The organism is Methylomonas sp. PHL2-19 (assembly GCF_059331595.1).
On record NZ_CP196839.1, the window covers coordinates 814,151 to 833,630 of the forward strand.

The 19,480-nt window shown below is 51.9% G+C and carries 20 protein-coding genes; 8 read left to right on the top strand and 12 right to left on the bottom strand.

The features are described from left to right. Position 1: 1 nt before the first annotated feature. Both ACR02O_RS03780 and ACR02O_RS03785 read left to right on the top strand, forming a co-directional pair. On the top strand, positions 2–370 hold the full coding sequence (locus tag ACR02O_RS03780; RefSeq protein ID WP_415879357.1) for a YraN family protein: 369 nt from the start codon (positions 2–4) through the stop codon (positions 368–370). Positions 371–375: 5 nt separating this feature from the next. Further along, positions 376–963 carry a phosphoheptose isomerase gene (locus tag ACR02O_RS03785; RefSeq protein ID WP_020483819.1) on the top strand — a complete coding sequence of 196 codons (588 nt, stop codon included), beginning with the start codon at positions 376–378 and terminating at the stop codon, positions 961–963. Between the two features lie 55 nt (positions 964–1,018). Here the strand turns inward: ACR02O_RS03785 and glgC are convergent, their stop codons facing one another. From glgC to ACR02O_RS03800, 3 genes are all read right to left on the bottom strand, one after another. Then, complete coding sequence (gene glgC / locus ACR02O_RS03790; RefSeq protein WP_101052703.1) at positions 1,019–2,284, bottom strand: glucose-1-phosphate adenylyltransferase; 1,266 nt, start codon at positions 2,282–2,284, stop codon at positions 1,019–1,021. A gap of 102 nt (positions 2,285–2,386) precedes the next feature. Further along, entirely contained in the window at positions 2,387–2,860 is a 474-nt protein-coding gene (locus ACR02O_RS03795) for a carbohydrate-binding protein (RefSeq protein ID WP_494522840.1), read from the bottom strand. Between the two features lie 303 nt (positions 2,861–3,163). After that, positions 3,164–5,056: a thiamine pyrophosphate-binding protein gene (locus ACR02O_RS03800; RefSeq protein ID WP_171697225.1), complete on the bottom strand. Its 1,893-nt coding sequence runs from the start codon at positions 5,054–5,056 to the stop codon at positions 3,164–3,166. 927 nt (positions 5,057–5,983) lie between these two features. On the opposite strand from ACR02O_RS03800, the gene ACR02O_RS03805 reads away from it, so the two are divergent. Continuing rightward, positions 5,984–6,448, top strand: coding sequence for a hypothetical protein (locus ACR02O_RS03805; protein WP_319961611.1), 465 nt, complete (start codon positions 5,984–5,986; stop codon positions 6,446–6,448). A 74-nt stretch (positions 6,449–6,522) separates the two neighbouring features. On the opposite strand, the gene ACR02O_RS03810 is transcribed toward ACR02O_RS03805, so the two are convergent. From ACR02O_RS03810 to rluD, 3 genes are read right to left on the bottom strand one after another with little or no spacing between them, the layout of a single operon-like run. Then, positions 6,523–7,398: a ZIP family metal transporter gene (locus ACR02O_RS03810; protein WP_458138869.1), complete on the bottom strand. Its 876-nt coding sequence runs from the start codon at positions 7,396–7,398 to the stop codon at positions 6,523–6,525. A 1-nt stretch (position 7,399) separates the two neighbouring features. Next, positions 7,400–8,125, bottom strand: coding sequence for a peptidoglycan editing factor PgeF (gene pgeF / locus ACR02O_RS03815; RefSeq protein ID WP_458138870.1), 726 nt, complete (start codon positions 8,123–8,125; stop codon positions 7,400–7,402). Then, complete coding sequence (gene rluD, locus ACR02O_RS03820; protein WP_458138871.1) at positions 8,106–9,059, bottom strand: 23S rRNA pseudouridine(1911/1915/1917) synthase RluD; 954 nt, start codon at positions 9,057–9,059, stop codon at positions 8,106–8,108. Before rluD ends, pgeF begins: the two co-directional genes overlap by 20 nt. An 83-nt stretch (positions 9,060–9,142) precedes the next feature. Between rluD and ACR02O_RS03825 the strand changes: the two genes are divergently transcribed. Genes ACR02O_RS03825 through ACR02O_RS03835 form a run of 3 tightly spaced genes read left to right on the top strand, consistent with a single transcriptional unit; the run spans position 9,143 to position 11,824 of the window. After that, positions 9,143–9,991 (top strand): outer membrane protein assembly factor BamD, encoded by an 849-nt coding sequence (locus ACR02O_RS03825; RefSeq protein WP_171697229.1) that lies wholly within the window; start codon positions 9,143–9,145, stop codon positions 9,989–9,991. A gap of 3 nt (positions 9,992–9,994) precedes the next feature. Further along, positions 9,995–11,215: a hypothetical protein gene (locus tag ACR02O_RS03830; RefSeq protein WP_458138872.1), complete on the top strand. Its 1,221-nt coding sequence runs from the start codon at positions 9,995–9,997 to the stop codon at positions 11,213–11,215. 54 nt (positions 11,216–11,269) lie between these two features. Then, positions 11,270–11,824: a DUF2058 domain-containing protein gene (locus ACR02O_RS03835; protein ID WP_494522841.1), complete on the top strand. Its 555-nt coding sequence runs from the start codon at positions 11,270–11,272 to the stop codon at positions 11,822–11,824. Between the two features lie 73 nt (positions 11,825–11,897). On the opposite strand, the gene trmB is transcribed toward ACR02O_RS03835, so the two are convergent. The 4 genes from trmB to aroG form a co-directional block, all read right to left on the bottom strand. Continuing rightward, positions 11,898–12,587 (bottom strand): tRNA (guanosine(46)-N7)-methyltransferase TrmB, encoded by a 690-nt coding sequence (gene trmB / locus ACR02O_RS03840; protein WP_458138874.1) that lies wholly within the window; start codon positions 12,585–12,587, stop codon positions 11,898–11,900. A gap of 425 nt (positions 12,588–13,012) precedes the next feature. Continuing rightward, positions 13,013–13,210, bottom strand: a complete 198-nt coding sequence (locus ACR02O_RS03845; RefSeq protein ID WP_458138875.1) for a (2Fe-2S)-binding protein — start codon at positions 13,208–13,210, stop codon at positions 13,013–13,015. A gap of 355 nt (positions 13,211–13,565) precedes the next feature. Beyond that, positions 13,566–14,543 carry a sulfur carrier protein ThiS gene (thiS, locus tag ACR02O_RS03850; protein WP_494522842.1) on the bottom strand — a complete coding sequence of 326 codons (978 nt, stop codon included), beginning with the start codon at positions 14,541–14,543 and terminating at the stop codon, positions 13,566–13,568. A gap of 3 nt (positions 14,544–14,546) precedes the next feature. Continuing rightward, complete coding sequence (gene aroG, locus ACR02O_RS03855) at positions 14,547–15,626, bottom strand: 3-deoxy-7-phosphoheptulonate synthase AroG (protein ID WP_319961620.1); 1,080 nt, start codon at positions 15,624–15,626, stop codon at positions 14,547–14,549. A 106-nt stretch (positions 15,627–15,732) separates the two neighbouring features. On the opposite strand from aroG, the gene ACR02O_RS03860 reads away from it, so the two are divergent. Together ACR02O_RS03860 and ACR02O_RS03865 are read left to right on the top strand one after the other, a co-directional pair. Then, positions 15,733–16,527, top strand: a complete 795-nt coding sequence (locus tag ACR02O_RS03860) for an RMD1 family protein (RefSeq protein WP_033156832.1) — start codon at positions 15,733–15,735, stop codon at positions 16,525–16,527. A gap of 216 nt (positions 16,528–16,743) precedes the next feature. Then, complete coding sequence (locus ACR02O_RS03865) at positions 16,744–17,466, top strand: hypothetical protein (RefSeq protein ID WP_458138877.1); 723 nt, start codon at positions 16,744–16,746, stop codon at positions 17,464–17,466. Here the strand turns inward: ACR02O_RS03865 and cobD are convergent. Beyond that, positions 17,437–18,456, bottom strand: a complete 1,020-nt coding sequence (gene cobD, locus ACR02O_RS03870; protein WP_458138878.1) for a threonine-phosphate decarboxylase CobD — start codon at positions 18,454–18,456, stop codon at positions 17,437–17,439. The two genes, ACR02O_RS03865 and cobD, sit on opposite strands and share 30 nt — an antisense overlap. Beyond that, the gene (gene cbiB, locus ACR02O_RS03875) at positions 18,449–19,366 is read right to left on the bottom strand and encodes an adenosylcobinamide-phosphate synthase CbiB (protein ID WP_458138879.1); all 918 of its coding nucleotides are present in this window, start codon (positions 19,364–19,366) and stop codon (positions 18,449–18,451) included. The genes cobD and cbiB overlap by 8 nt, the downstream gene beginning before the upstream one ends. Positions 19,367–19,480 lie beyond the last annotated feature (114 nt).

Consider the following 19,480-nt stretch of genomic DNA (forward strand, 5'->3'; position numbering starts at 1 on the left):
TATGCTATTCGGTAAAGCCAAGCCGGTTCATTTGCAAAAGGGCGACAGCGCCGAACAATTAGCCTTGGCTTATTTGCAAAAGCAAGGCTTGGAATGGGTGTGCAGCAACTTCCGCTGCAAAATGGGGGAGCTGGATCTGGTAATGAAAGATGGCACGGCGCTGGTGATTGTGGAAGTACGCTTTCGCAAATCCGCGCAATTTGGCGGCGCCCTGGCCAGTATCACCCGGCAAAAACAGGCGCGCATCGTCGCCGCTACCCAACACTATGTCATAATCAACAACCTGAGCCAGCTCTCGATTCGTTTCGACGTAGTTGCTGTATCCGGCGACAACCGCCTGGACTGGATTAAAAACGCTTTTCAAACCTGAGTATTATGAGTTTACAAGACCGCATCATCGCCCACTTTTCCGACAGCATTCAAACCAAACAGGATGCGATGGCCAGCCTGTGCGAGCTGATCGAATTCGCCTCGCAAAAAATCGTCGAGGCTTTGGTGAATGACAAAAAAGTGCTGACTTGCGGCAACGGCGGTTCGGCGGGCGATGCCCAGCATTTTTCTTCGGAAATGCTCAACCGTTTTGAACGCGAACGCCCCGCGTTGCCGGCGATTGCGTTGAGCACCGATACCTCAACCATCACCTCTATCGCCAACGACTACCATTACGACGAAATCTTTGCGAAGCAGTTGCGCGCGCTGGGGCAGGCTGGCGACATCTTGCTGGTCTACACCAGTAGCGGTAACTCCGGCAATATCATTAAAGCCGTGAAAGTGGCGCATGACCGGGATATGACGGTTATCGCGCTAAGCGGTAAAGACGGCGGTGTGCTGGCTGGCGCGTTGAACGAAGCCGATATTGAAATCCGCGTACCATCTTATTCCACCGCCCGCATTCAGGAAGTGCATTTGTTGATCTCGCATTGCCTATGCGATTTAATCGATCATCAATTATTTGGCGGCTAAGGCGCTCAGGCGCCCGTTATCACTCAATCGGATAAACGGGCGTTTGCATACTTGATTACCTGACGTAATGTAGTTTTTGCCCCAACATTTCGGCAGTTACCAGCACTACCCCGCCCTCACTGACATAAAATCTGTTTTTGTCGTCGTCAAGATTCTCGCCAATCACCGTGCCTGCCGGCACCTCGCAACCTTTTTCAACGATGGCTTTGGTAATTCGGCAATTTTGGCCTATGCAGACTTGCGGCAACAGAATGCTGTCTTTGATAAGCGCTGATTCGTTTACGGTGACATTGGAAAACACCATGGAATGTTGAATGGTTGCGCCGGAAATAATGGATCCCCCCGCAATCATCGAATCCACGGCCAGACCACGCCGGCCGTTGTCGTCGAACACAAATTTGGCCGGCGGTGTTTGTTCCTGATAGGTCCATATCGGCCAGGACGCATCGTATAAATTCAAATCCGGCTTGACGCCGATTAACTCCAAATTGGAAGCCCAATAGGCGTCTATGGTCCCGACATCGCGCCAATAACTTTGCTGGCCGCTTTGTAAATCCAAAAAGGGATAGGCATTAACAATATGATCGTCAATGACGGCGGGAATAATATCTTTGCCAAAGTCGTTGGTAGAATTTTCAGTGAGAGAATCTTTAATTAATTGCTCCCATAAAAAATCGGCGTTAAAGATATAAATACCCATTGAGGCCAACGCGGTATTGGTTCTACCCGGCATCACGGGTGGGTTGGCGGGTTTTTCGACAAACGCCCGAACGCGGCGATTTGCATCCACATCCATTACGCCAAAAGCGGAGGCGTCTTTTAAGGATACTTCCAGACAGCCTATGGTTAGGTCGGCGTTTTTTTCGACGTGGTCGATTAACATGGCCGCATAATCCATTTTATAAATATGATCGCCAGCCAGAATTAAAATATGCTGCGGCTGGCGAGCCCGCAGAATATCGATATTCTGCAACACGGCGTCGGCAGTACCTTTGTACCAGGAAGTCTCGTCTATCCGTTGTTGTGCCGGCATGATGTCGACGTATTCGCCAAATTCGCCGCGCATGAATCCCCAGCCTTTCTGAATATGCCGGATCAACGAATCGGCCTTATATTGCGTCATCACGCCGATTTTACGGATACCGGAATTCACGCAATTGGATAACGGAAAATCGATAATTCGAAACTTGCCACCAAAAGGTACGGCGGGCTTGGCGCGCCAATCCGTCATATTCATTAAGCGCGAGCCGCGTCCGCCGGCAAGAATTAAAGCAATAGTATTTTTGGTTAATTGATGGATATTGTGTGTAGGCGCTGACATGGTTAAATCTTTAGAAAAATAAGCTGCTGGCCGAATAGGTTTTATAGGGTGTATCAAGTTTTCCCAAGGCTTTTTTCAAACCTAAAAATTACCGGTGAAAACTCAAAATACACGCATTGTTTCAAGCGAAGCAAACGCGCTTGAGTTGTTAATATCCGGAGTGATATGTAGTTCGATAATACTTACCGCAGGCAAGTCGACAACGTGTTGTTCCGATTCCGCCGTGCACCCTTGCGGATTAAAATTCCATTGTTGGCGGACGATTTCGCGAAACGACTGTCCGCTATCAGCAGAAATACGCAGGACGTATTCCTGGGTTCTGGCTATAGCCGATTCCAAAAAATCCAGTTGAATAGATTGCACAGGCTGGGCCTGCTTAAACAGTAAGCGTATAACTTGCGATCCCGGCATTCCCGCTCGCCACCCGCCGCTAAGACCAGGCAGTAGCGCGGCTTCGATAGTGTGCTCCTTAGCCTCAGATGACACTTCAACGTCAGCAAGCGCTTCCAGATTTAACGGCTCTGTCATTGAGCTGACTTTGTTGGGCCGACTGTCACCGATAATTCGTTTTTGCATGGTTTACCTGGCGTAGGACTGTATTAATCGGTCGAAATGGTTTGAATCCGGTTTTTGTTTGTCGGGACTGATTGAAATCTTTAACTTGAGTGCGATTGCTCCGTAATTGGATAGGCAGGCACCGCATGCCTAGCGTCCGGCTGTTTGGAAACAAGGAATGTCGGCATGGCTAGGTCCCGGTGAGAGCTGAGTGTTTTACTGCGAAATTGCCTGATGGCAATTGCTGATTACAAATGGCTGTTGCTCCCAAACCCCAGCCGAAAAATATGGGCGCTTCCCTGCGCCCCAGGTCGAGAGGGAGGATTAACCCTTTAAAAAGCTGGCCATGATGCCAGCCGGGTCAATACCTTGATGCGGGAATTGCTCCCACAGGCCGCCGCAACCTTCTTTATGCGTGGCAATATAGTTGTATTTTGGTGTGTAACCGCGTTCCAACAACCATGTGCCCATGCGGCTACCCAAACCGGTTTTACGGTTGAAGGACTCAACCACCAGCACTTTCGGTGACTTACCGATTTTGGCCAGCATGTCTTCATCGATGACGTTCAAGGTCGGTTTGTTGATCAAGCCTACATCCACGCCTTGTTGTTTCAGGCGCTCGACCGCATCCAGCGCCCTGTACAAGGCTTCACCGAAGCTGACGATATAACCGGCCGTGCCTTCGCGAATGACTTCGTCTTTGCCGGGCACGAATTTGTAGTCGCCACCGAAGAACTCGTTGCCGTTGCTGTCCAGAATGGTGGGCACTTTGGAACGAGTGGAGAAGATGAAACGCAAGCCTGGATCGAAGAAGACTTTTTCCACGCAAGCTTTCATTTGCAAAGGATCTGCGGGGAAATACAGTTTGGTTTCATAGCCGTCGCTCAAGCCGTTGTCCGCGAACATATTGTTCAAACCGAAATGGCAGGTGTTGTCGGCCATGTCGTCGATACCGGAATGCGAGAAGTGGCTGAGCACGTTGGATTTGTTCAAGCGGGCCATGGTGATTTCCGACATCAGCATTTCCAAGAATGCGCTGAAGGTGCCGAAAATACCTTGTTTGCCTGCTTCCATACCAAAGCCGGCTGCTGCGGAGAAGTTACCGCGCTCCATGATGCCGGAGGAGATAAACACTTCCGGGAAAGCTTTGTGGATTTTGAACAGACCACAAGAGCCTTCCAAGTCGCTGTCGACTACCCGCACTTTGGCAACCCGTTCTGCTTCGCTCAAACGGCCCAAGACTTCCACGCACGCATCGCCGAAGACGTTGCGGTTGGCATCCCATTTGTCGCTGGAACCCAAAAATACCGCGTCGTTTTTCGGTGCTTTGACTTCGCGCAATGCATCGGCAGCGGCTTGTTGGCCATGTGACTCCAGGTATTCCAATGCCACTTTCACCGACACAACGTCGTGGCCGTGGGTTGAGCCTTCCAGGCCGACAATGCCAGGGCACATCGGGCGGTGGTTGATAACCGCAACCGGGCCAGGGGTGTTAATGGCGGTAATGATGCGTTTGTACAAATCGTCCAGATCTTCGCCGTCGCCTTCCAGTACGGTGACACCTTGACCAGCCAAGGTTTTGGCGGTGCTGCAGCCTTTTAAGTACTCGGATGGGTGGCCGGCGATGGTGACGTTGTTGTCGTCGATGATCAGTTTAACGTTCAGGCCTTGCGCCACAGCCAGACGGGCCGCTTCGGCATCGTTACCTTCCTGCTGCGAGCCGTCCGATCCCAGGCAGAACACAGTTTTGGCCGGGTTGGCGATGGCTACGCCGTTGACATACGGCCACATGTGGCCCAAACGGCCGGAGCTGAATTTCACGCCGGGGGTGAAATCCAATTCAGGATGGCCGGGCAAATGTGAATGCGCGGCACGGTACTCGATCAAGCGTTCTGCCGGCAAATCGCCGTTCAGGGTGGACATCAGATACTGGGTGGCGACGCGGTGGCCGGCTTCGTCAAAAAAGATGGGTACAAAATCATTGGAGCTGTGGAACAGCGCATCCATGATCATGACTTCCGGCACGGTATCGTATGGACCGCCGGTATGGCCGCCCACACCACGGGCTGCGCCGTTGGCTGTGAAATAGACAATAGCATCACGGCACAACTGAATGTTGGCTTTCAGGCTGGCACGTTGTGCATCGGTTAAAGTTGGGTTTTTTGGATCTAAGTTGATGCGCTGATAAGCGCCAAGATCGATTGGAAATTTGGACATAACTAATCTCATGGTGAGGACATTATTTTTATAGACGCGCAGCTAGTTGTTACGCTGTCATTTTTAAACGCGACATAGAACAAAGATAATATTTAGCCCCGGCAAATATTCGTTGCTAATTAACTACAATACCGCTGCTTTTTTACACAAGCCGTTGCTATTTTGTAGTCTTAAATTTGTTTTTTCATGCCGTCGTATCGAACCTTACACCCATTAAAATGGGCTTTGCAAGACTTATTAAATACCTACTAATTTGTATATAAATTGAAACGGAAAGCCTGTATAGCCCTGAGACAAATAACAGAATACGTTCTATGGAAAATCAATTAGTTATTCAAGTCGCTTCTACTATCAAAGGATTATAAGCAGCAAAAAAATTTATTTTATTTTTCGCGGCAGTGCAGCTTTGCGGGACGAATTGATTGAATGGTAGTGTGTTGCCGAAACACGCCTCACCTATACACAATCCCAAATCGCCAGCGGAAAAATATCAAACATTTCGCCGGAGGGATCGGAACGCGGGCTTGGAACCATTAGTTTCGTTCTTGCTCTAATTGATGGGACAAAGGATGGCTTCGGCAGAGGAGAAGGGAGGCCGATTAGTCAAGCTTTCCGGTGCGGTGACCAAAACCATCGCGTTTCAAACAGCCTGGGGGGAGAGTCGGCAAGACATGGCAAAACGGTGTAAGTGGTCTTTCCAAAGGGAAAGGTCGCGTTAGTTGTATTTATCCGCAACGTGGACTATGTTTCCAACACCTAAAGTAACTGGTTGACGCTATATAGGGTAAGCAAGAGAGTCCAAGCCAATCAACTTAGCGGCAGTCCGGTAGCTTGATTTTCATGGTTTACGTATCGAAGGTAGTGAGCGTTGGCCCAAACCGTATTAACCAGCCTTGGGATACAGCTAAGTACTACCAGAGTGTCTTTATGATATTGATTATTAAAAATATCCCGTCGATTACGCAAGAAAGCGAGTTGGGAGACTTTGTCGCCCCGGCCCTCAGGTTTTGCCTGTTACTTCCCTTCAAGCTTGGCAATATTCTAAAAACCGACATCTTTTGTCTTAAAAATATCAAGACCAATGTGCTGTCGTTTCATGGCCGTATTTTTATTGACGATGACAAAGCCGGTAAGCTCGCAATCAAAAAACTGCATGGCAAGCGCTTCAAAAATAAAATCGTCGAAGTCAGAGAATATTTTATTCGTTCGCATAAAAACGACAGACGCTTAACGCAGCAGCCGGTATCGACAGACATACTGGAAAAGCGTAAAGGCGAACGGCGTTGCAATATCAAGCATGAAGGGCAAGCCGCCGCTTACACGAATGTATTTGATACCGAGAACATCTATCAAATTAGCCGCCGCTTGCGAGATGACGCTTATGATTACTGAGTCGCGGCGCCGGCGACCTAAATTTCGTTCGCATGGCGAAGAGACAGTTGACTTGTGACCTTATAAAGACTGGATCAAACGATACCAGTTTGCTCGACTCTATCCCCGTCAATTTTCCCTTCAAACCGATGCGCTATGCCTTGCATCACCAAAATCAACACCACCCCAGCCAAAATAAAACCAATCTGTTGTAATGAAGTTTTAATATCGGTCTTCTGATGCAAAGACGGGATCAAATCGGCAACCGCGATATAAATAAAACTGGAAGCCGCTAGGGTTAAAAAGTAGGGCAAGATGTGATGTAGGTCGCCAAGACTGAAATACGCCAAAACGCCGCCAACTACCGTGCTCAAGCTGGCAAGAATGTTGTAAAACAAAGCCTCGCCGCGCTTGTAACCGCTATGCAGCAAAATCGCGAAGTCACCGACTTCTTGCGGAATTTCATGCGCGGCCACCGCCAAGCTGGTGACGATACCCAGTTGCACGTCGGTTAAAAACGCTGCGCCGATTAACACGCCATCGACAAAATTATGGATGCTGTCGCCGAGGATAATAAACATCCCGGCGGGGCGGTGGCCGGCCGCTTGGATTGCATGCGTATGGCCGTGTTCGTGGTGATGGTCATCGTGCGATTCTTCGCCGTGGGCTTCGCAAGCGTGAGAATGGCAATGGCGCCAGACCAGGAGTTTTTCCAATACAAAAAACAATAGGATGCCTGCTAAAATCGTAGCCGAGAGTGTGGACATATCCTCGACCGGCACTTCCTCGAATGCGTGTGGGATCAATCCGCAAAACGCGCCGGTCAACAACGCGCCAATTGCAAAACTGATGCCGTGCGGCAGTACATGCTTTTGTTTGTGTTCTGGCAGTAATAAAAACACCGCAGCAGCCAGAACACTAAGCACGCCACCCAGCGCGGTAAACAAGATAATCGACAACAATACAGTCAAATTAGTCTCTCCAGATCAAACTGGCCATGCGGCCAGTATTCGCGCCGTCACGGCGATACGAGTAAAAACGTTGCGGATCGGCGACGGTGCATAGGTCACCGCCATAAACGTGTTCCACACCCAGTTCCGCCAGTTTAATACGCGCCAGCCGGTAAATATCCGCCAGCCATTTGCCAGGCTGTCGCGCGCGAAATGCGACGGCGGTAATCGGGTTGTCTTGAATAAAAGCGTCCCGCACCTCGTCACCCACTTCGAAATTATCCGGGCCTATCGCCGGCCCCAGCCAAACATGCACATCCTGACAACTCATCGCATACAGGGTTTCGGCGATGATACCGGCCTGCAAACCGCGCCAGCCGGCGTGGGCGGCGGCGACCACTTCGCCATCGTCTCCACAGAACAGCACTGGCAGACAATCCGCCGTCAATATCGCGCATACCGTGCCGGGTTGATCGGCAAAGCTGGCGTCGGCTTCCTCCTGGCCCTCGGTTTCGTCGGCGTTCACCACGCGCGTCCCGTGCACTTGTTGCAGCCAGACCGGTTCGGACGGCAGTTGCAGCATGTCCTTAATGATGTAGCGGTTGGTTTTGACGTGCTGCGGGTCGTCGTTGACGTGGCTGGCCGGATTCAAACTGGCGTAAGGGCCGGTACTGACTCCGCCGGTGCGCAAGGTGACTGCGGCGTGTACATGCGCCGGCAGCGGCCAATCAGGCTTGATCCAATTCATTTTCGGCCAATAATTTCAACAGATTTTGCATGTCTTCGGGGATGGGTTGTTCCCATTCGCAGTATTCGCCGGTTTCCGGATGCTCCAAACCCAATTTCGCGGCATGCAGGGCTTGGCGCTTAAAATTGCGTAAGGCCTCTGCCAACGCGGGATTACAGTCAGCCGGCATTTGGAAGCGGCCGCCGTAGACTTGATCGCCGACCAGTGGATAATTAATGTGCGACATATGCACTCTAATCTGATGCGTGCGGCCGGTTTCCAGCTTGACGCGAATCAGCGTATGGCGCTTAAAGCGTTGTTCCAGCCGGTAATGGGTAATCGCTTCTTTACCGCCGCGCTTTACTACGGCATTACGTTTACGGTCCACCGGATGGCGGCCGATAGGTTCGTCGACGGTGCCGCCAGCCGTCATCCAGCCTTTTACCAGCGCCAGATATTCACGATGGATGCTGCGAGCCTGGAGCTGCTCGACCAGACTGTTATGAGCCTGCAAGGTTTTGGCGATCATCAATAAACCGCTGGTATCCTTGTCGATGCGGTGCACTATGCCGGCGCGGGGCAGGGTATCCAGATTGGGGGTGTGATTGAGCAAGGCATTAACCAAGGTGCCATCCCAGTTGCCGACCGCAGGATGCACGACCAAACCGGCCGGTTTGTTAACGATGAGTAAAGAATCGTCTTCATAAACAATGTCTAGCGGGATTTCCTGAGGCGCGTATTCGATCACGCGCTCGGCTTCGGCATCCAGCTCGATTTCTTCGCCGCCGTCCAATTTCTCGCGGCCTTTCATAACCTCACCATCCACCAATACCCGGCCGGCTTTGATCCAGGTTTGCAGTTTGCTGCGCGAATAATCCGGAAACACTTCGGCCAGACACTGGTCCAGTCGCATACCCGCCAGTTCCTCGGGAACCCTTGCCGTCAATATCGTCATAGTCGTTTTTAAGTTATACTCGCGGCCAGAATGCCGCCAAAAGCTGCAAAAAACCCGCAATATTACAACGTGTTGATAAACGTATGCGATTAGTTTTAGTAAAAACCGTTTTTATCGCCTGTCTGGCTTGGACGCTGCAAGGCTGCGAGACCCTGGATGCCTTTATGAGCAAGGATTCTTCGGCTAATAATAAAGATGAAGAATACGCCGGTTGGGACGATAAAATGTTCCATGAAAAAGCCAAGGAAGCGCTGGACAATAAAAACTATCAAAAAGCGGTGACTCTTTACGAAGCGCTGGAATCGCGTTATCCGTTCGGCGACTATGCGGCTCAGGCCCAATTAAATGTTGCTTACGCTTACTATAAAAACGACGATCCGGAAGCGGGCTTAGCCGCCGCTGACCGCTTCATTAAAATCCATCCACGTAACCCCAATGTCGATTATGCCTATTATCTGAAGGGCCTGATCAATTACAACCGCGGCATCGGCTTTATAGACCGCTTTCTGCCCACGGACTCTTCGCAACGCGATCCCGGTCCGGCCAAAGATTCTTACGATAATTTCCAGGAATTGATCCGCCGCTATCCCAATAGCCAATATGTTGCCGATGCCAAACTGCGGATGATCGCACTCCGCAACAATATGGCTATGTACGAAGTTCATGTCGCCGACTTTTACATGCGCCGTAAAGCCTATGTCGCCGCTGTTAACCGGGCTAATTACATCATCAAGGAATATCAACGCACCCCGGCGGTGCCGTTTGCCTTGCAAATCATGCAGGACGGCTATCGGCAGTTGGGGATGGACGAGTTGGCCGCCGACGCCGAACGGATTTATACCTTAAATTATCCAGCCGGCGCACCGCAAGCCAATTACAAGGATGAAGGCGCCATTCAAAAAGTGTGGGACGCCATGGGCCTGGATAAATAAAACTTGCGCCGTTTGACCTTTTTGCGGCCTGCTTGCTTAGGCTGGCTGCTGTTAAATACCGGCTTTGGATACGCAGCCGAGCCGGTACCGCTGTTTCAAAACCGCTTTTTCACGTTGTCGCAGAACACTGAACTGGTCTGCGCTACCAGCCAGCAACACTTTACCCCTACTGCGGCCCTAGCTGACATCATCCGCTTTTATGAAGCGGGCCACCCGGGCTTGCGCAAACAAGCGGTGGCGGTGCTGACCGATCATAAAAACCAGGATTATCTCGACGACTTGGCCGATTACCGCGAAGATTGCGCCAACAATATCGCCGGCGAACTCTGCGTATTGGAAAAATATTGGGACGACCGCGAAGCCGCCTGGCGGGCTTTAGCCTTGTTCTACGACACCAAAACCGTGGTCAAACACAGCGATGACTATCGCTACGAAGTGCGGCGCTTCAACGTAGATCATCTGCGTCTGTTCGAAAAAGCCATTCGCAAAATCCCGGCCTTTTTGCGGCAAAGTATCAGCAAAGCCAAGCCGGTAGATAATCTGGAACAGGAAATTGCCGACAAGCCCACGGTGATGCAGGAACTGATTCGCGATGCGTTTCAGGAAGACTACAAAAACAGCATCTGGCAGGATCATACTCATCCGTTGACGCTGGTGCCGGGCATAGGCTTTCGCTCGCAGACCGTGGCACAGGTGTTCAGCGGTCAAAACCTGATCGTGTTTACCGTCAAGGCCTTCGACAAGGGCAAGGAAGGCGGCACTTACCGGGACATCGGCGTGCAGTATTTGGTGGATTTTCGGCTGCCTATCGTCGTGCATGAAATCGCCCACACCATCGATAATTTCCATTTCTGGAATGGCCAGGACGATCTGTATTTTTTCTACAAATACCACAAGATTTCCAACGACGAAGACATCATGAAAATCATCGCTGAGGCAAAATTGGCGTTGTGGCCTTCGAAATGGTTCGAGGCCTTTGAAGCTTTAGGCGAAGTCAATGAAGGCCGTTACGACGGCACCACCCAGGAAAAGTTGGCCGAACTGGTGGCGCAATACATTCTAATTCCGGAACGTTTGCAACAAAGCGCGCCGGCCGCTTATCAATGGCTACGCGAGGACATCTTCCGCGGCATCGAATACCAAGGTTACGACCGCTGCGAGGTGCCGCTGACCAAGCCGCTAAGCTGGTGGCAATACGCTACCGGCAAGATGCTGGGCCAGTAACGCTTTATGCTATGCTGACCGCGAATTTTAACCTTGCTAAACCATTGTCTAGCCATGAAAAAACCGCAAAATCTATCCCTGCAAGAACAACTGCTTAAATCCGGTCTGAGCAACGACGCCAAGCTCAAACAAGTCAAAGCCGAGAAGCGTAAACAAACCAAATTGGAACGCAATAATGGCGTCGAGACCATCGATGAGGTGAAGCTGAGTGCGGAACAACTGCGCCAGCAACAAGTAGAGCGCGACCGCGAACTGAATCGGCAACGCAAGCTGGCAGAAGAACAAAAGGCCTTGGGCGCGCAAATCAAGCAAATCGTCGAAATGAACCGTATCGCGCTGGATCCGAACGGCTTGGCTTACAACTTCACCGACGACAACAAAGTCAAAACCCTATACGTGGCTGAAAAAGTGCGGGAGGCCTTGATCAATGGTCGGGCCGGTATCGCCAAAGTAGACGGACATTATGAGATCGTGCCTGCGGAGGTCGCTCGCAAAGTGCAGGCGCGGGATGCGGGTAGTATTGTGGTGTTGAACGAAGCCACGCAGGATCTGGCGGCCGCCGACGATCCGTATGCCGAGTTTCAGATTCCGGACGATTTGATGTGGTGAAAGCCGCAGGTTGAGCGGAGTCGGCAAGCGCTTCGGCTCCGCTCAGCGAACGGCTTATCGCGTCTCGACCCGTTTAAACCTTCCGAAAAATCAAATCCCAAACCCCGTGACCCAAACCCAAACCACGGTTTTCGAACTTGGTTAACGGCCGATAAATCGGCCGTTCGCAGAAATCTTTGCTGGCACTGGTGTTTTGCAAACCGGTGCCGGCCGATAAAATCCCCAGCATATCCTTGGCGTAATGCTCCCAATCGGTGGCGGCGTGAAAATAGCCGCCGGCCAGCAATTTTTTGTTCAGCAATTCCACGAAACTGGGACGGACGATGCGGCGCTTGTGATGGCGGCGCTTTTGCCAAGGGTCGGGGAAAAACAGATGCACGCCGGCCAAGCTATGGTCGGCAATTTTTTGCTCCAGAATCTCGATCGCGTCGTGGTGGTAAATCCGCACGTTGTTAATGCCGCGCTGCTCCAGCAACATCATCAAATGGCCGACGCCGGGGCGGTGCACTTCAATCCCCAGATAATTCAAATCCGGATTGGCCTCAGCCATCGCCGCCAGGCTGTCGCCGTTGCCGAAACCGATCTCGACAATCAACGGCGCTTGCCGGCCGAAGGCTTGCTCCAGATCAAAATCATGCTGCGGCGACAGGCAATATTTATCCCAATGGCTTTCCAGTGCTTGCTTTTGGCCGGCAGTCGCGCGGCCTTGGCGGCGGATGAAGCTTTTGATGCGGGCGGGGTCGATTTTTTGGGGTTCGGTCATGGAAAAATTTCTTGCTGGCCTGAATGATAGGATAGTAACGTCAAGATATTATTAGGCGATGGCGATGGACACAAATTGCGGCAGATGCAGCTGGCTTCGTTAAGCGCCACATTGCTCCATCCTAGCCTTTGCGGCCTGACCAAACACCGAATCCGGCTCCTTGTTAATGATTCGTTCTAGTACCGACGAACTGGATTTTTCTAATAAATTGATTGCTCGGAGCCTGGCCGAAGCGTGGTGGGCGTTTAATGCAGCCAGTTCAGTCAGATAGCCGCTAGTATCGCTTAGCAATTTGAAAATGACCCGTTCCGGGTCCTCGGTGAAGAGGTCCCGCACTAGTTCGTCATATCGTTCTTGGCAACGAATCAAGTCGCGGCGATCAATTTTTTTTCGGCTCGGTAGGATCGTCACAGCAGGCCATTGTCTTAAGTTTTTTGACCGTACTCGGAGATTAGCTGCTGAAATTCGAATTCGCAGCCACCGCAGCCGGATGCCGCGCCGGTAATGCGGGAGATTCGTTCCGGATCGGTGACGCCCTCGTCAAGTAGTTGTTTGATTTGCTGCTCGGTGGTGCCGCTGCAGTAGCAAACTACGTCGTTTTCGGTGTCGGGCTGGGCGGTCATGATAAGGATTTTAAGCGTATCAACTCAAATTCTACAGAGTATGTCTTTTGGCAGTGGCTTCGGTTTGTTGGGTTACGCCCTATTGGGCTAGCCCAATCTACGTTCTCAACATGTTTGGGTTGAAATCTTGGGTCACGCCCTATCGGTTGTTAACCCAACCTACATTCCGTATTTAAAAGGTACAAAGATAAAAAATCCAATTGAAGTTACTGCAACTATCAGTATTACTTTCTTGTGCAAACTCTCGAATTCCAAATTGGGGATTATAGTTTTTAATAAAAAATAGACCCCAAGAGTAATCGCTAAAATCAGAAGTTTTATTACCAACCGCTCTGATAGTTCCACAGAGTCCCCATTACAGAAACAACCCATCAATCGGCGAAGAGGCCGAAGCAAAGCGCTTGCGCGGCATGCGTCCGGCCAGGAAAGCTTCGCGGCCGGCTTCGATGCCTTTTTTCATCGCCGAAGCCATCAATACAGGATTTTTCGCAGCGGCTATCGCGGTGTTCATCAACACGCCGTCGCAGCCCAGTTCCATCGCCATCGCTGCATCGGACGCAGTGCCGACGCCGGCATCGACCAGGATCGGCACTTTGGCGTTTTCGACGATGGTCAAAATGTTGTAGGGGTTGCGGATACCCAAGCCGGAACCGATCGGCGCCGCCAAAGGCATTACCGCCACGCAGCCAATTTCTTCCAGGCGCTTGGCGGCAATCGGGTCGTCATTGGTGTAGACCATCACGTCAAACCCCTCTTTGACCAGCAATTCGGCGGCTATGTAGGTTTGGGCTACATCGGGAAACAAGGTCAGTTGATCGGCCAATACTTCCAATTTGACCAATTTATGACCACCCAATAACTCGCGCGCCAAACGACAGGTGCGCACCGCATCTTCGGCAGTGTAACACCCGGCGGTGTTGGGCAAAATCGTGTATTTGTCCGGGGAGATCACGTCCAGCAAGCTCGGTTCACCGGGATTCTGGCCGATATTGGTGCGGCGAATCGCCACCGTGATAATCTCGGCGCCGCTGGCTTCGGTAGCCAGGCGGGTTTCTTCCAGATCCTTGTATTTGCCGCTACCGACCAACAAACGCGAGCGGTATTGTTTGCCGGCCAGCGTGAAATAATCGTCTTCGCCGCCGCCGATAGCCTGTACGATTTCCAATCTATCGTCAGCTTGCAAGCGTTGGCTGGCGTGTTGGGTAAACGGCAGGATTTCTTTGTTCAATTCCACGGCGATGCGTTTGCCGGTCAAGCCCAAATCGGTAATTACGTCGGCAACGGTGGCGTTTTCGCCATACTCGCGATGATCGCCATTGACCTGTATTTTCATGCGTTAAACCTTGTGTGTTTTGGCGGCGCGGCGGCGTTCCACGGCGCCGGCCAGATGATGTAACAATTCGGCGCTATCGTCCCAACCCAGGCAGGCGTCGGTGATGCTTTGGCCGTAAGTCAGCGGTTTACCTTCTTCGACATCCTGACGGCCGCCTACTAGGTGGCTTTCCACCATTGCGCCAATGATGCGGTTGTCGCCGCCGCGAATTTGGCTGGCCACGTCCTCGGACACCAGCATTTGCCGCTGGTATTTTTTCAGGCTGTTGGCGTGGCTGAAATCGATCATGATGTTCGGCCGCAAACCGGCCTTCTCCAGCCCCTCGGCCACTTGATCGACACTGACTTCGTCATAGTTCGGGCGACTGTTGCCGCCGCGCAGAATGATGTGGGCATCTTCGTTGCCGCGCGTCGAGAAAATCGCCGAGCGGCCTTCTTTGGTGAGCGACAGGAAGTGGTGCGGACTCATCGCGGCATTGATCGCGTCAATCGCGATTTGAATGCCGCCATCAGTGGCGTTTTTGAAGCCGACCGGGCAAGACAAGCCGGACGCCAATTCCCGGTGCACCTGGCTTTCGGTGGTTCTGGCACCGATGGCGCCCCAGGAAATCAAGTCCGAGACGTATTGCGGTGTGATCAAGTCCAGATACTCGGTGGCGGCCGGCACACCAAGATTATTCACATCCAACAATACTTGACGGGCCATCCGTAGGCCTTTGTTGATGTTGAAGCTGGAATTTAAATCCGGATCGTTGATCAAGCCTTTCCAACCTACTGTGGTTCGCGGCTTTTCGAAGTAAACCCGCATCACGATCACCAGGTCGTCTTTCAACTCGTCCATGATCAGTTTCAAGCGCCCTGCATATTCCACTGCCGCTGCCGGATCGTGGATGGAGCAAGGACCGATAATCACCAGCAATCTGTCGTCGGCACCGGTCAGAATGTTGTGAATCGCTTCCCTGGCATGCAGAATGGTGGCTGCGGCCTGCTCGGTCATCGGGATTTCTTCATGAACCTGAATCGGCGCCACCACATCCTTGGTTTCACAAATTCTTAAATCATCGGTGTTATAGTTAGTTGGCATGACACTCAGCAATACGCTTTCAGTAGATGGATTAATTGGCTATTTTAACCGTTTTGCCTGTCGGTGTTACAAACTAATGCCGAAACCGACCTGAGAAAATACGGACATGACAGACGACAGACCCATTAAACGCTGCTTGACGGTGTGCCTGGCGCAATCGTTCGAATTCGCGCAATTGCGGGAAAAACTGCTGGATACCACCCGCGCGCAACTATTTAGAAACGCTTTGGTGGTCGATTACAAAACCGGCTGCGCGATTGTGTTTGCCTATGGCGTGATGGTGTGCTGGAACCTGAATCTCGACGACCGCCGCGCCTTGCAGGATTTATTGCTGGATTATGCAATCAAACCCGACGCGGAACCGCAGGAAGACAATTTCAGCTATGAAATAGGTTGCGAGCAGGACCGGATTCAGCACGATCATATCGAATTGCAATCTGCCGACTTCAAAGTGCTGTTGGCGCTTTCGCACGCGATGGCGCAATCGATCAAATTAGCGGCGTTCGAAGGCCACGCCATCGACACCATCCGCGCCACCAGCCATTTGCCGCAGTCGCTGGCGCGGGAAGGCAAAATCAAGCTCAATCGCAAAACCATGGCGATGATCCGCGGCCAGTTGTTTCTTACCAAGAGCGACATCATCCTTAATTACGATCTGCTGGATACCCCGGAATTTTTTTGGGAACATCCCGAATACCAGCATATTTATTCAATGGCGGCCAATTACCTGGAAATTCAGCAACGCACCGACGTATTGTCAAAAAAGCTTGAGACGATACACGAGCTGCTGGAAATGCTGGCAGATGAACAAAAACACCAGCATTCCTCGGCCTTGGAGTGGATCATTATCTGGCTGATTGCCGTGGAAATCGTGATGTCGATTTTGGACAAGCTTTTTTAGTTAGCCCAACTCTCAGCGGCCCAATTCGGCACCGGGTTTGCAGCAAGCTAACGCTTGCCCAGGAAAATCAAGGGTTGACGGTATCGACCGGCTGCCGCGATAATCGGTCCAGAGATTGAACTCGCTCACAAAAATATTGGTATCCCCTGCGCCTCCACTTAGTCTTGCTGCTAAGTATAAGAAGTCGCACCACTAAATTTACTTTAAGGACAAACCATGAAAATACTAACTGCCCTATTAGCGACGTTTTTGTATTCGGCTAACGCGACTGCGGCTCTTGAATTTACTTTTTCAGGCGATTTCGTCAATTTCAGCACCGGCAATTTTTCAGGACAAGTAACGGTCGATGCTTTGTCACCGAGCTCCAGCGACGTTTTTCCGGCGTCAGGCAGCGAATCCGCCAGTTTACGTTTGGGCTACTCGCTAAGCGCTCCGCTTTCCATGTTAGCTAACGGACAAGCGTTGGCGATCGATAACGACCACGCTGTGCTAAATATCGTCGACAACGCCACCGTCAGCGAAGCTCAGATAAACAGTCAGGGGTTTACCAGTACCCAAGTAATGCCGGGCACTTATGACATCCTGACCCTTCATATGGAATCGGCTAGCAACCAATACGATGACAGTGGCCTGTTGGTATCCGGTGCGGAATTTTCGGTGACAGGTTTTTTTGATCAGCTATTACTGGGCGGGGTAGACCTTGATCCGACTAAACTGCCCAGCCTGTTTGGCTTAGCATTTGCCGATAATTTGAAGTTTTTGGTTTTTGAAGTTAACCGAAAATTAGGCGACAGCGAAGATTTTCGTGGCGCTGGTGTCATTACCGCCAGTGACATTGTCGACACTCACGTGTTTACCCCCGTGCCGTTACCTGGCGCGGCGTGGCTATTTGCAAGCGTTATCGCCGGATTAGGTTTGCGGATGCGCAAACCAGCTTAATTGCCTAATATCAGGATGAGTCAGCGCCTGTGCCAAGCGTTGCCAGGCTGACTCGTCCTTCGGTAAGCCGAAACGCACACTGGCCGGCTCCTGAAACAAGCGGGTCAGAATACCCTGCCCAGCCAATAAATCGTGCAGCTTAGCTGCCTGCACGCACTTCACCCATTGAAATAAATCGCATCCACCGCTGGGTGGCCAACCGCTGTCGGTCAATAGCTGCTGTAGTCGTTGCCCCTGCTTCGCTAACGATGCAGCAGCGGCGGATTGCCAGCTTCGATCAGCCAAGGCCAGTGCAGCGACATAACGGCCTGGATGGCTGATAGCCCAGGGCCCAAGCCGCTCAGCAAGTTTCGCCAATAAGTCCGACTGGGTAATCACGAAGCCGCAACGGATGCCGGCCAAACCAAAAAACTTACCGACAGACCGTAATATTATCAAACCCGGCCGCACAGGTAGTGGTGCCAGACTGTATTCGGCGGGCAAACTATCGATAAACGCTTCGTCGACTAGTAGCCAGCCGCCACGCCGGCTAAGACTTTCATGCCAATTCAATAGCTGTTGCCGGTTCCATAGCCGGCCAGTGGGATTATTGGGATTGACCAAAATCAACACATCCAACTCATCCAGCCGTTCGTCTATTGCCTCCGCTTCGACTCTGACAACTTGATGCCCAGCTTTTTGCCAACTGCCGGCATGCTCGGCATAGGCAGGGTGCAGCAAGCCCACTCGTGATTTCGGCCGTAACAAAGGTAACGCTTGAATTGCCGCTTGCGAGCCGGCCACCGCCAGCAAGGAATCGTTTTGATAGTAGACCCGCGCTGCTGCTAATAAGTCGTCATCATCTTCCGGTAGGCGTTGCCAGCATTCGGCAGGAATGGCAGGCACCGGCCAGCCGTTAGGGTTGATGCCGGTGGATAAATCCAACCAGTCGGCCAAAGGAATGCCATATTGGCTCGCGGCTTGTCGCAAGCGGCCGCCATGTTCAAGCAAGGAAGTCTCCCGCGCCGATCACGACTAGCCATAACAGTAGAGCCCGGTACATCAATGCGCTGGCGCGTTCAATATCGCCGTTTTCCGGTAGTTGTGGGCCGCCGAACCAGGGTTTTTGTTTCAGTTGGCCGTGATAACAAGCCGGCCCGCCCAGCTGCAGCTGCAGTGCGCCGCCGCCAGCTGTCATCACCGGTCCGGCGTTAGGGCTGTCCAGTAGATGGGCTTGCGTCCGCCAGGACTTGATAGCCTGTGTGGTGTTGCCGAGCAGGGCATAGCTCAAGGCCGTCAAGCGTGCCGGCAACCAATTCAGCAGGTCGTCGAAGCGCGCGGCGGCCCAGCCGAAATATAAATAGCGTTGATTTTTATAGCCCCACATGGCATCCAGGGTATTGCTGAAGCGGTAGAGCAAGGCGCCGAACGGCCCCAATACGACGAACCAGAACAAGGGCGCAAACACCGCGTCGGCACCGTTTTCCAGCACCGATTCGATAGTTGCACGGCGTACGTCGGCCTCGGTCATCGCTTCGGTCTGACGGCTGACGATTTTACCCACCTGTTGCCGCGCTAACGGTAAATCGCTATCCGCCAAGGCCGAATGAACGGCCAGCGCATGTTGCTGCAAGCTACGGGCTGCGATGCAAAAATACAAAACCAGTACATCGATTGTAGTTTGCAGCGGTGGCCAACTCGGTACAAGCCGCAACCAGAGCAGACAGGGAATTAAGACTATTGCCACCGCCAAAAAGCCGCTGACTCGTTGACGAAAAACCGATTGCTCGTTGTTTAACAGCCGCATTTCTATAGCGCTAGCCCATTTGCCGAACATCACTAGCGGGTGATAAGTATTGCGCGGCTCGCCCAGCCAAAAATCGATGGTTACAGCCAACAAAATGCTGAGGGTGAGAATCATGATTTACGTTGGATAAACAGGTGTTGCAAAACTGGAAGAGCGGAAGGGCATGCTTGCCGACATAGTCCTGATCAGCGCGGCGATGAAAATCGCCGCGCTGGATTCTGGAATGCT